9 protein-coding genes are annotated in these 12,369 nt (G+C 73.1%); 3 read left to right on the top strand and 6 right to left on the bottom strand.

Annotation, left to right across the window (positions count from 1 at the left end):
* Positions 1–107: 107 nt before the first annotated feature.
* A complete protein-coding gene (locus tag ASD33_RS20490) occupies positions 108–2,618 on the bottom strand; it encodes an RICIN domain-containing protein (protein ID WP_056562234.1) in 2,511 nt (836 codons plus the stop codon).
* Positions 2,619–3,024: 406 nt separating this feature from the next.
* Between ASD33_RS20490 and ASD33_RS20485 the strand changes: the two genes are divergently transcribed.
* Together ASD33_RS20485 and ASD33_RS20480 are read left to right on the top strand one after the other, a co-directional pair.
* Positions 3,025–4,023 carry a LacI family DNA-binding transcriptional regulator gene (locus ASD33_RS20485; protein ID WP_056562231.1) on the top strand — a complete coding sequence of 333 codons (999 nt, stop codon included), beginning with the start codon at positions 3,025–3,027 and terminating at the stop codon, positions 4,021–4,023.
* A 251-nt stretch (positions 4,024–4,274) separates the two neighbouring features.
* Positions 4,275–5,348 carry a nitric oxide synthase oxygenase gene (locus ASD33_RS20480; protein ID WP_063991980.1) on the top strand — a complete coding sequence of 358 codons (1,074 nt, stop codon included), beginning with the start codon at positions 4,275–4,277 and terminating at the stop codon, positions 5,346–5,348.
* A gap of 75 nt (positions 5,349–5,423) precedes the next feature.
* Here the strand turns inward: ASD33_RS20480 and ASD33_RS20475 are convergent, their stop codons facing one another.
* Together ASD33_RS20475 and ASD33_RS20470 are read right to left on the bottom strand one after the other, a co-directional pair.
* A complete protein-coding gene (locus ASD33_RS20475; protein WP_056562229.1) occupies positions 5,424–5,714 on the bottom strand; it encodes a hypothetical protein in 291 nt (96 codons plus the stop codon).
* Between the two features lie 145 nt (positions 5,715–5,859).
* Positions 5,860–6,759, bottom strand: a complete 900-nt coding sequence (locus ASD33_RS20470; protein WP_056562226.1) for an NAD(P)-binding domain-containing protein — start codon at positions 6,757–6,759, stop codon at positions 5,860–5,862.
* 69 nt (positions 6,760–6,828) lie between these two features.
* Between ASD33_RS20470 and ASD33_RS20465 the strand changes: the two genes are divergently transcribed.
* Positions 6,829–7,182 (top strand): helix-turn-helix domain-containing protein, encoded by a 354-nt coding sequence (locus ASD33_RS20465; RefSeq protein WP_056562223.1) that lies wholly within the window; start codon positions 6,829–6,831, stop codon positions 7,180–7,182.
* Between the two features lie 107 nt (positions 7,183–7,289).
* Here ASD33_RS20465 and meaB read toward each other — a convergent pair whose 3' ends face one another.
* From meaB to ASD33_RS20450, 3 genes are read right to left on the bottom strand one after another with little or no spacing between them, the layout of a single operon-like run.
* Positions 7,290–8,273, bottom strand: coding sequence for a methylmalonyl Co-A mutase-associated GTPase MeaB (gene meaB, locus ASD33_RS20460; protein WP_056562219.1), 984 nt, complete (start codon positions 8,271–8,273; stop codon positions 7,290–7,292).
* Positions 8,270–10,450 carry a methylmalonyl-CoA mutase gene (gene scpA, locus ASD33_RS20455; RefSeq protein ID WP_056562217.1) on the bottom strand — a complete coding sequence of 727 codons (2,181 nt, stop codon included), beginning with the start codon at positions 10,448–10,450 and terminating at the stop codon, positions 8,270–8,272. The genes meaB and scpA overlap by 4 nt, the downstream gene beginning before the upstream one ends.
* The gene (locus ASD33_RS20450) at positions 10,450–12,261 is read right to left on the bottom strand and encodes a methylmalonyl-CoA mutase family protein (protein WP_056562214.1); all 1,812 of its coding nucleotides are present in this window, start codon (positions 12,259–12,261) and stop codon (positions 10,450–10,452) included. Before ASD33_RS20450 ends, scpA begins: the two co-directional genes overlap by 1 nt.
* Between the last annotated feature and the right edge of the window lie 108 nt (positions 12,262–12,369).

The raw sequence follows: 12,369 nt of genomic DNA, 5'->3' as shown, positions 1-12,369 counted from the left end.
CGCCGACCGCCGACCGCCGACCGCCGACCGCCGACCGCCGACCGTCGACCGCCGACTGCCGACCGCCGTGCGCCGTGGTCGCGCTCGGCCGTACCTCGTGGTCGTGCTCAGCCGATCGTCCACTGCTGGAGGGCGCCGCCGTTGTCCGGCTGCTGGGTGACCGGCGCGCCGTTCGTCGCGGAGGCGGCCGTCAGGAGCAGACCGCTCGCCGCGGAGGCGACGGTGTGGGTGCCGTTCGCCTGCCGGGTGATCGTCCAGCGCTGGTTCGCGCCGGTGGTGCACGTCCACTGGATGATCTTCGCGCCGACGGACGCGGAGCCGCCTTCGACGTCGGCGCACAGCCCCGACTCGCTGTTCCTGAGGACGTAACCACCGTCGGCCTGACGGGTGAACAGCCACTTCTGGTTGGCGCCGCCGTTCGCCGTCCAGGTGATCAGCTGGGTGCCCGCCGTGGTGCTGTGGTTGGGGTTGTCGAGCGCCCTGCCGCCGGTGGTGAGGGTGTGGAACCCGTCGAGGGCGGCCGTGACCGACCAGGTGAAGGTGGCCGTGCCGGTCGCGGTGCCCGAGCCGGCGGTGACCGTCACGGTCGAGCTGCCCGCGGTGGTCGGCGTACCGGTGATCAGGCCGGCGGAGCTGATCGTCAGCCCGGCGGGAAGCCCGGTCGCCGTGAACGTCAGGGCCTTGCCGAGCGAGTCGGTGGCCTCGATCCTCAGGGAGACGGACGTGTTCGGGACGGTGGACTGCGGGCCCGGACCGAGGACCGTCACCGTCTCGGGCGCCTGCGCGGTCGGGACCAGGCTCAGGGTCTGCTCGGCGGCCGTGCGGGCGCCGCCGACGGCGCTGCCGGTGGTGTTGGTCCAGCTGCGGGCGGGAGTGGTCTCGGCCGGGCGGCCGGAGTCGGCGGAGAGGCCGATGACGAGCCCGCTGTACCGGTTGACGATCTTGTACGTGCCGGTCGCGGAACCGTCGGCGGGCGAGGTAGCGCGGAGCACGAACCACTGCTGGCCGACCGTGGGTCCACCGGCCCCGGCCGGGGTGACGGTGGGCCGGGTGCCCCAGGCGCGGGTGGCGGCGGAGGTGGCGCCGACGCCGAGGAGGCCGCCGGTCGCGGAGTTCGCGATGCGGTAGGAGCCGTCGCCGTTCGAGGCGAAGGCCCAGGACTCCGCGCCGGAGCCGGTGGCGGCGGCGAGCGAGGTCGTGGCCGAGGTGTCGGCGACCTGGGCGAGGACGCGGCCGCCCGCGGTGGCGATGCGGTACGCCTTCGAGGTGTCGACCGGGGCGGCCGGCGCGGTCGTGTCGACCGTCAGGTTCACGTACTCGCCACTGGCTCCGCCGGAGCAGCCGAAGGAGCAGTACGAGCGGAAGTCCCTGCCGACGATCGAGGAGCTCGTCCTGTTGCCGCTGTCGAGGAACCAGCGGTACCAGGAGGCGTTCCGGTAGCTCCCGGTGTCGCCGAGGCGGAACCACTTCTGGGTGGTCAGGTCGGCGGTGGCGTAGATCTCCTGGGACGCGTTGCCGCTCTGGTCGACGGCCTGGGGCTGGCCGATGTACAGCCCCAGATGGGCGTTGTACGTGATGTCCATGACGAACAGCGGCGAGGTCGCCGGCATCAGCCCGGCGGCCACCTGCTGGCTCACGCTGCCCGCGTTGGCGGGGTCGTACTCCTTCGAGACCGGGGTGTACCCCGTCGTGCTGCCGGAGCCGACGGGCACCATGGTGCTCTCGCGGCCGCCGACGCCGGGTTCGGACCAGGCCCCGCCGTACCACTTCTGCCAGGAGCCCGGTGCCATCTTCGAGGCGATCGGGGCGCGGGCCACATGCCCGTAGAACGCGGCCCAGCCGCCGCCCTTGTTCACGATCCGGGAGCCGTAGAAGGCGTAGAAGTACCCGGACGCCGTGTCGACGAAGAGCCGCTGGTCACCGGTGCCGTAGTGGTACGTCTGCTGCGGGAAGGCGGCGGTGTCGCCGCGCTTCGTGCCGTAGCGCGAGGTGATGACGTGGTCCTTGATGCTCCACGTCCGCCCCTGGTCCTTGGAGACGGCGTAGTCGATGCCGTCGTAGTGGACGCCGTCGCCGAAGGGCTGCGGGGTGAACTCGTTGTGCACGAGCCCGTACCAGTCGCCGGTGTCCGGGTCGACCCAGACGCCCGCCAGGTCGCAGTAGTTGCGGTGGGCGTAGCCCGAGCCCGCCGGGGCGGCCGTCGCCTCGACCCCGGTCGGGCTGTTGTTGCAGCGCCAGGTCGTGTCGTTGTTGCGGTCGTCGGAGTTCGCCGGGTTCACCGCGTCGCTGAGCGCGCCCGACCGGGTCGCGGTGTCGAGGTTCGTGCCGGTGAAGAACGTCCACCTGCGCGGGTCGTTCGCGCCGTAGAGCGCGTGGGCCTGCTGGAAGTAGAAGGTGCCGTCCTTGTCGATGTACGGGCCGGCGGGGGTGTCGTCCGGGTGGGTCCAGGAGCCCTTGGCCCCGACGGCGACGGTGTAGGAGGCGGCGGAAGACGCGGCGGGAGCGGTGGGGGCGGTCGGTGCCGCCGCCGCCGTGGGCGCCGTCAGCGCGCCGCCGCCGGTGAAGACCAGCACGGCGGCGGCGAGCGCTCCGGCCAGTCTGCTGCGAGGAGTGGTCACGAGTGTCCCCTGATCGGAGGAGCCGGGTGGGGCGGCTCCATGAACGGTCCGGCGCCCTTCGGGACGGCGGTCGTGCGGGATCGCGGTGGTACGGGATAACGGTGGTACGGGATCGCGGTCGTGCGGGTGCACGGTGGTGCGGGTCGTGCGGGAGCGGGGTCGTACGGGATCGCTGGGTGCGGCGTCCGGGGTCCGGCCGCCGCGGTGTCCGGTCACGGCCCGGCCGCGGCGCGACCGTACGGCTCATTTGACCGGTAAAACAAGAGTCGCGGACCGAAAAACTTCCGCGCCCCGCAAGGGAGTTGCCCGCTCCCCGCGTCCCGCCGGCCCCTGCTCCGGGGCGTTGACCACGGCATTCCCCCGCGATACGTTGCACCCGCCGTCCGACCGGTCGATCGAGGTAGTCATGGTGACGATGCAGGACGTGGCGGAGCGCGCCGGCGTCACCAAGCAGACGGTCTCCAACGTGCTCTCCGGCCGCGTCGCCGTACGCCCCGGCACCGAGGCCCGGGTCCGCGCCGCGATAGCCGAACTCGGTTACGTCCCCAATCTGGTGGCCCGCTCGCTCGCCACCGGAAGCACCCGCACGGTCGGCCTCTTCGTGCCCACCGTGTCCACCGCCTTCTACGCGGAGGTCGTGGAGGAGGCCGAGGACGCCCTCGACGCGCACGGCTACCACCTCCTCCTGTGCACCACGCGCCGGGACGGCGAGCGCGCCCGGGGGCACCTCGCGGGTCTCACCAGCCGGTCCGTCGACGCCCTCCTCATCGCGGGCGACCAGGGCCTGACCGACCATCTGCCGCTGCTGTCCCGGGCCCGCTTCCCGGTGGTCCTGTGCGCCTGGGAGACACGGGCCCCGGCCGGGTTCCCCGTCGTCACCATCGACTACGAGCACGGCGGCCACCTCGCCGGACGCCATCTGCGCTCCCTGGGCCACGAGAACGTGGCCGTGCTCGCCAGCCCCGCCCACACCCGGCGCGTGGACGGCTTCCGCCGCGCGTTCGCCGAGGACGGACTGCACGTCCCGGAGGGCGCGGTGCACCTGGCGCCCGAGCCGTCGTTCAAGGGCGGTGTCGCCGCCGCCGGGGCGGCCCTCGCCGCCCATCCGACGGCCACGGCGCTGTTCGCCACCCATGACGTGCTCGCGGTCGGCGCGCTCCAGGCGGCGCGCGACGCCGGGCGTTCGATCCCGCACGACCTGTCCGTCGTGGCCCACGACGACACCCCGGAGGGGCTGCTCGCCCGCCCCACCCTCACCAGCGTCGCCCTGCCCACCCGCGAGATGACCCGCGAGGCCATCGAACTGCTCCTGAAGGCGATCGAGGGTGCCCCGCCCACCGCGCCGGAGCGCCGTCTGCTGCTGCCCCGCCTCATCGCCCGCGACAGCACGGCGCGCCTCGGCTGACGTCAGGCCCCAGGGGCCGCGAGGCGGCGGGCAGCGTACCAGCGGGGCCGTCTCCCCAGCAGGATATTCACGTACTCTCCGCGCCCGCCCGTGTTCATAAGGTAGTCATGGCGTCGGGAGGGAACACATTGATCTTCAGTCGAAGCCGCAGCCGCCGGAAGTCCGTCACCGGTGCCACCGGGACCTGCCCCTACGCCCACGGGGACCTCGCGTCCGCCCCAGGGGACCGCGCCGTCCCCGCGTCCTGTCCCGTGGACCGGGCGGAGGCGGAACGATTCATCCGTCAGTTCCACCACGAGCAGCCCGCCGCGGGGGACGCCGCCGCGCGGGTGCGCGCGGTGCTGGCCGAGATCGGCCGTACCGGCACCTACGAACACACCGCCGAGGAGCTGGCGTTCGGCGCGCGGGTCGCCTGGCGCAACTCCGCCCGCTGCATCGGCCGGCTCTACTGGCGCAGTCTCGTGGTGCGCGACCTGCGGCACGTCACCGCCGCCGACGACATCGCCGCCCACTGCTTCGAGCACCTGCGGCAGGCCGGCAACGGCGGCCGGATCAGACCGGTGATCTCGGTCTTCGCACCCGACCGGCCGGGCCGCGCGGGCCCCCGGATCGTCAACGACCAGCTGGTGCGCTACGCCGGACACCGTACGCCGGACGGGAGCTGGAGCGGCGACCCGCGCGGCGGACCGCTCACCGCCCGCGCCGTCGACCTCGGCTGGAAGCGGGACCAAGAACCCTTCCAGGTCCTGCCGTTGATGGTGCGGGAACAGCCCGGAGCGCGGCCCGAGTGGTACGAGCTGCCCGACGACTCCGTCCTCGAAGTGCCGCTGAGCCACCCCGACCACGCCTGGTTCGCGGCACTCGGACTGCGCTGGTACGCGGTGCCGGCGATCAGCGACATGACGCTGGAGATCGGCGGCGTACGGTACGCGGCGGCGCCCTTCAACGGCTGGTACATGGGCACCGAGATAGGCGCCCGCAACCTCGCCGACGGCGAACGGTACGACCTCCTCCCGCTGGTCGCCGACCGGCTCGGACTCGACCGCTCGGCCGAGCGGACCCTGTGGCGGGACCGCGCCCTGGTGGAACTCAACGTGGCGGTGCTGCACTCCTTCCAGGAGGCCGGGGTGACCATGGCCGACCACCACACCGAGTCGCAGCGGTTCCTCCGGCACATCGAGAAGGAGAGCCGCCACGGGCGCGAGACGCCCGCCGACTGGAGCTGGATCGTCCCGCCGGTCTCCGGGTCCGCCACCCCGGTGTTCCACCGGTACTACGACCCGGTGGACCCGCACCTCCGCCCGGCCTTCCTCGCGAGGACGTGACCCCGGTCCGGGGAAGGCTCCGTGATCCCGTACGTGACCGGGGCCGACCGGTCGGCCCCACCCGGCCGCGAGGGATCAGCCGCCCGCCCCCGGAACCCAGTGGTTGTGCACCTTCAGGACCTCGGGCCTGTCCATGTCCGCGGGCCAGCCCAGTTCCACCGAGAGCGGCATCAAGCGCTCGGCGAACGCCTCCATCTGCCCTTCCGTCTCCCAGACGTCGAAGATCTCCAGACCGTCGTCCGTCGTGACGCACGTGTGCGACACACAGCCGTCGAAGATCTCCGGCGTCTCCTGGAGCCTGGCGTTGAGGGCGTCGTACTGATCCGTGGTGATGCCCGGAAGGATGGCGTGCACGAAGATCGCCATGAGGGATCCTCCTCGTGAGAGGGGACGGCGCCTCCCGCCGCCGCCCGGCCGGCGGCGTCCGCCCCTACAAGCCAGCACATCACGGCCCGCCGCCGACGGCATCCGAGGGAGCGACCCCCGCCTCCCCGGGTGCCGGGCGGCCCGGTCAGCGGCGGCCCAGGACCTCGGCGACCCGTGTGAACCCCTCGGCGCCGTGGCCGAGCTCCACCGTCCGCCGGGCCAGGGCCTCGGCGGCGCGCATCACGCTCGCGTCGATGCCGTGCCCCTCGGCTGCGTGCACGACGTGCGTCATCGTCGACACCGCCGAGGTCAGCGGGTTCCCCTCGCCGGAGAACCCGTCGCTCTCCACGTCCTCGGCCCACTCCTGGAACAGCGGGGGCAGGATCGCGCCGATGCCCCGCGCGAACGGCGCCAGCTCGGTCGGGGAGACCCCTTCGGCCCGTGCGAGCGCCAGGGCGTGCACATAGCCCGTCATCGACGTCCAGAAGATGTCGAGCAGCGCGATGTCGTACGCGGCCGCCCGGCCGATCTCCTCCCCGAGGTGCGTGTGGGTGCCGCCCAGGGCGTCGAGCACCGGCCGGTGCTCACGGTGCAGCGGCTCGGGGCCGCTGTGCAGGAACACGGCCGACGGCGTCCCGATGCTCGGCGTCGGCGTCATGATCGCGCCGTCCAGATAGCCGATGCCGTGCTCCCCGGCCCAGCGCTCGGTGTCCCTGGCGCGCTCGGCGGTGTCGGCGCTGAGATTCACGACCGTCCGCCCCTTGAGGGCGCGCGTCACGGCCTCCGTCCGCAGCACGGAGTCGGTGGCGTCGTAGTTGACCAGGCAGACCACGGTCAGCGGGCTCGCCGCGACCGCCTCCGCCGCGCTCGCGGCCGGGACGGCGCCCCGGGCGACCAGCTCCCCGTCCCGGCCGGGCGTACGGTTCCACACCGTGGTCCGCACGCCCGCCGCCAGGAACGCGCCGGCCAGCGCCCGCCCCATGGGCCCGAGGCCGACGACCGTGACCGCGAGCCCGTCCCGGGTGGGCGAAGGGGAAGAAGACATGGGTGAACTCCCTTGTAGACATGGAGACAGACGAAGGAAAGAGATCCCGGAGGAAGGGGAAGGACGCGGATGACACGCGCCAGGGCCCAGGACACGAACGTGTGCGGAGTGAGCGCCGCGATCGTGGTGATCGAGGGCAAATGGAAGACGACGCTGCTGTGGCTGCTGGAGGCCGGCCCGCACCGCCCCGGCGAACTGCGCCGGAAGGTCCCCGAGATCAGCGAGAAGGTGCTGACCCAGGCGTTGCGGGAGATGGAGGAGGACGGCCTCGTCCACCGTGAGGTGTACGACGTCCTGCCCCCGAAGACCGTCTACTCGCTCAGCGCGTTCGGGCGCGAACTCGCCGAGGCGCTCGGCCCGTTGTCGGACTGGGGCCACCGTCGTCTGGACCTGCTCACGGCCGCACCCACCGCCGTGTCCTGAGGCCCCTGTTCCCTTCCTCCCGGGCCTCGTTCAGCTTCGCCCGGGGCGCCGCACCCCGACAAGTACCCACAAAAAAGTGGGTGTGCGGGGTGCGGCCCGGGGACCCGTCAGTCGCGCCGGTCGCCGAACGCGCCGAGGATGCGCTCGGCGGCCGTCGTCGCCGTCAGCGCTCCGGCGCGGACCCGCTCTTCGAGCTCGGGCGCGAGGCCGCGGACCGCCGGGTCCGTGTGGAGGCGGCGGAGGAGTTCGTCGCGGACCATCGTCCAGGTCCAGTCGACCTGCTGGTCCTGGCGCTTGGCCGTGAGACGGCCGGTGGAGTCGAGCAGGGCGCGGTGCTGCCGCAGCCGGTCCCAGACCTCGTCGAGGCCGGCCGACTCGCGGGCGCTGCAGCTCAGCACCGGTGGTGTCCAGAAGGCGTCGGCGCCGTGCATCAGCCGCAGCGCGCCCGCGAGTTCGCGGGCCGCGGCGCGGGCGTCGCGCTCGTGGGGGCCGTCGGCCTTGTTCACGGCGACCACGTCCGCGAGTTCCAGGACGCCCTTCTTGATGCCCTGGAGCTGGTCGCCGGTGCGGGCCAGGGTGAGCAGCAGGAAGGAGTCGACCATGTCGGCGACGGCGGTCTCGGACTGGCCGACGCCCACGGTCTCGACGAGGACGACGTCGTAGCCGGCGGCCTCCATCACGACGATCGACTCGCGGGTCGCCTTCGCCACCCCGCCGAGCGTCCCGGCGGTGGGGGAGGGGCGGACGAAGGCCGCCGGGTCGACCGCGAGCCGCTCCATCCGGGTCTTGTCGCCGAGGATGGAGCCGCCCGTCCGGCTCGACGAGGGGTCGACGGCGAGCACCGCGACCCGGTGGCCGAGCCCGGTCAGCATCGTGCCGAACGCGTCGATGAACGTCGACTTGCCGACACCGGGCACTCCGCTGATCCCGATCCGCACGGCGTCGCCGCTGTACGGGAGGAGTTCCGTCAGGAGGTCCTGGGCGAGTGCCCGGTGCTGGGGGCGGGTCGACTCGACGAGGGTGATCGCGCGGGCGACGAGCGCCCGCTTCCCCTCGCGGACGCCCCGGACGTACGTGTCGAGACCGATCACCGCTCGTGCCCGAGGTCGGCCGCCAGCCGCGTCACCAGGTCGTGGGCCGCGTCGGGGATCACCGTCCCCGGCGGGAAGACGGCCGCCGCGCCCATCTCCAGGAGCGTCGCCACGTCCTGCGGGGGGATCACCCCGCCGACCACGATCATGATGTCCTCGCGGCCCTCCGCCGCGAGTTCCTCCCGCAGCGCCGGGACGAGCGTGAGGTGGCCGGCGGCGAGCGAGGAGACCCCGACGATGTGCACGTCCGCCTCGACGGCCTGGCGGGCCACCTCGGCCGGGGTCTGGAACAGCGGGCCGACGTCGACGTCGAAGCCCAGGTCGGCGAAGGCGGTGGCGATCACCTTCTGGCCGCGGTCGTGGCCGTCCTGGCCCATCTTGGCGACCAGGATGCGCGGCCGGCGCCCCTCGTCCTCCGCGAAGGCGTCGACCAGGGTCCGGGTGCGGTCCACGGCGGGGGACTCGCCGGCTTCGTTGCGGTACACGCCGGAGATCGTACGGATCTGGCCGGCGTGCCGTCCGTAGACCTTCTCCAGGGCGTCGGAGATCTCGCCGACGGTCGCCATCGCGCGGGCCGCGTCCACCGCGAGTTCGAGCAGGTTGCCCTCGCCGCCGGCGGCCCGGGTGAGCGCGGCCAGCGCGTCCTGGCAGGCCCGCTCGTCGCGCTCCTCGCGGAGCCGCTTCAGCTTGGCGATCTGCTGGGCGCGCACCGAGGAGTTGTCGACCTTGAGGACGTCGATCTGCTCGTCGGTCGCCACCCGGTACTTGTTGACGCCGATCACCGGCTGCCGTCCGGAGTCGATCCGGGCCTGGGTGCGGGCCGCGGCCTCCTCCACGCGCAGCTTGGGGATGCCCGCGTCGATGGCCTTGGCCATGCCGCCCGCCCGCTCGACCTCCTGGATGTGCTTCCAGGCGCGCCGGGCGAGGTCGTGGGTGAGCTTCTCGACGTACGCGCTGCCGCCCCACGGGTCGATGGTCCGGCAGGTGCCCGACTCCTGCTGGATGAGCAGCTGGGTGTTGCGGGCGATGCGGGCGGAGAAGTCGGTCGGCAGGGCGAGCGCCTCGTCGAGGGCGTTGGTGTGCAGCGACTGGGTGTGGCCCTGGGTGGCGGCCATCGCCTCGACGCAGGTGCGGGTGACGTTGTTGAAGACGTCCTGCGCGGTGAGCGACCAGCCCGAGGTCTGCGAATGGGTGCGCAGGGAGAGGGACTTGGCGTTCTGCGGGTCGAACTGCTTGACCAGCTTGGCCCACAGGAGCCGGGCGGCGCGCAGCTTCGCGATCTCCATGAAGAAGTTCATGCCGATCGCCCAGAAGAACGACAGGCGCGGCGCGAACGCGTCCACGTCGAGACCGGCCTCGCGGCCCGCGCGGATGTACTCCACCCCGTCGGCGAGCGTGTACGCCAGCTCCAGGTCGGCCGTCGCCCCCGCCTCCTGGATGTGGTACCCGGAGATGGAGATGGAGTTGTAGCGCGGCATCCGCTGCGAGGTGTAGGCGAAGATGTCGGAGATGATCCGCATCGAGGGCCCCGGCGGATAGATGTACGTGTTGCGGACCATGAACTCCTTGAGGATGTCGTTCTGGATGGTCCCGGCCAGCTTCTCGGGCGGTACGCCCTGCTCCTCGGCCGCCACGATGTACAGCGCGAGGACGGGCAGCACGGCGCCGTTCATCGTCATCGACACCGTCATCCGGTCCAGCGGGATGCCGTCGAACAGCTGCCGCATGTCGTAGATCGAGTCGATGGCCACGCCGGCCATGCCGACGTCACCGGTGACGCGCGGGTGGTCGCTGTCGTAGCCGCGGTGGGTCGGCAGGTCGAAGGCGACCGAGAGGCCCTTCTGCCCGGCGGCGAGGTTGCGCCGGTAGAAGGCGTTCGACTCCTCGGCGGTGGAGAAGCCGGCGTACTGCCGGATCGTCCAGGGCTGGTTGACGTACATCGTCGGGTACGGGCCCCGGAGGTACGGCGCGACGCCCGGGTAGGTGCCCAGGAAGTCCAGGCCCTCCAGGTCCTGCCCGGTGTAGAGCGGCTTGACGCCGATGCCCTCCGGGGTCTCCCACAGCAGGTCGCCGCCGTCCGTGGCCTTCTCGACGGCCGTGCGCCAGGCGTCGGTGCCGGGACCGCCATCGGCGGCCGGCGTCCCGAGCTCGATCCCGGTGAAGTCGGGGATGGACATCAGGACACTCCCATGCGGTCGAGGGCGGTGGAGAGCAGGGCGACGGCGTCACAGCCCGCGAAGAGGTACGTGTCGACACCGGGGTGCGCCCCCGGGCGGCCGGCGAGGAGGACGTGCCCGGCGCCCGCCGCGCGCAGCTCCGCCGCCGCGGTTCCGGCTCGCTCCTCGTACACGGCGTCGCTGGAGCAGAGGCAGGCCTCGCGGGCGCCGCTCTCCTCGAACGTGCCCTCGGTGACGGCCTCGATGCCGCCGGCCCGGAAGAGGTTCGCGGCGAAGGCGACCCGGGCCGAGTGGGCGGCGGCCGGGCCGAGCGCGGCGAGGAAGACCCGGGGCCGGGCCCCGGTCGCCGCCAGGTGGGCGTCGGAGCGGGCGCGCAACGCTTCGAAGGCCTCGTCGCGGCGGACCCGGGGGAGACCGCCGGCCGGCTGCTCGGGGGCGGGCGCCCGGTGGACGGGCTTCTCCGTGAGGTCGGGGAACTCGCTGACCCCGGTGACGGGTTCGCGGCGGGTCGCGAGCTTCGCGCTCCGCGCGGCCCACGTCGTGGCCAGCCGCTCGCCGACCGTCCCGGCGCGCAGCGCGGCCTCCTGGCCGCCCGCCCGCTCGATCTCCTGGAAGAACTCCCATGCGGCTTGGGCTAGTTCGTCGGTCAGCCGCTCCACGTACCAGGAGCCGCCCGCCGGGTCGATCACCCGGGACAGGTGCGACTCCTCGATGAGGACGGTGGAGGTGTTGCGGGCGATCCGGCGCGCGAAGGCGTCCGGCAGGCCGAGCGCCTCGTCGAAGGGCAGCACGGTGACGCTGTCGGCGCCGCCGACCCCGGCCGCGAGCGTGGCCACCGTGGTCCGCAGCATGTTCACCCACGGGTCGCGGCGGGTCATCATCACCGGCGAGGTCACCGCGTGCTGCCGCTGGGCGCCCGCCTCCGGGGCGCCGCAGGCCTCGGCCACCCGGGCCCAGAGCCGGCGCGCCGCGCGGAGCTTGGCGATCGTCAGGAACTGGTCGGCGGTGGCCGCGTACCGGAACTCCAGCTGTCCGCACGCCTCGGCGACGCTCAGCCCGGACCCGGTCAGTCCCCGCAGATAGGCCACGCCGGTCGCGAGCGAGCAGCCCAGCTCCTGCGCGGCCGAACCGCCGGCCTCGTGGTACGGCAGGGCGTCCACGGTGAGGGCCCGCAGCGCCGGGTGCCGGTCGGCGCAGCGGCGCGCGAGACCGGTGACGGACGCCAGGTCGTAGGAGAGGCGTCCGGTGCGGGCGAGGTGGCCGAGAGGGTCGGCGCCCAGGGTGCCGCGGGCCGCGTCGTCGGCGACGCCGCGCTCCTCGTACAGCCGGAACAGCCGCTCCGCCGCCGCCTGCGTCTCGTCGCCCGCGTCGAGGGCGACGGGGGCCAGGTCGAGGTAGACCCCGTCGAGGACCTTGTCGAGGGAGGAGACCGGGATGCCGGTGCCGCCGACGCCCAGCCAGAGCGAGGTGACGCCGTTCTCGAGGTCGGTGAGGACGGCCTCGCCGTCGGCCACGAGGTGCCGTTGGCGCACGTCCCAGCCGCCGACGGTGTTGCCCTCGGGGCGACCGCCGCGGACGAAGGGGGCGAAGCCGGGGAGCCCGGCGTCGGGGGCGGCCTCGCGCGCCGTGTACAGCGGACGGACGTCGAGGCCGTCCTCCAGGAGCGTGGACAGGGCGTCCTCGGCGGCGTCGCCGGAGACGTCCTTGCCGGACTTGCGCAGGACACCCGCCACGAGGTGTTGCCATTGTTCGTGTGGTGCGTCGGGGAATTCGGACGCCAGGGAGAGCCCGTCGTCAGGCAGGACCGTCATGCTCGGATGCTAGGGGAGATCGACAAAGGAGCAGGAGGGCGTACGACTGTGACCTTCTTCTCTTGGACCTGGGGCGTTCCGTGTGGTGGGCGCGGTGCGGGGCGTTGT

This window comes from Streptomyces sp. Root1304, from assembly GCF_001426405.1.
In the GTDB taxonomy this organism is placed as follows: Bacteria; Actinomycetota; Actinomycetes; order Streptomycetales; family Streptomycetaceae; genus Streptomyces.
Note: the sequence above shows the minus strand (reverse complement) of the source record. Positions and strands in the feature narration are given on the sequence as shown.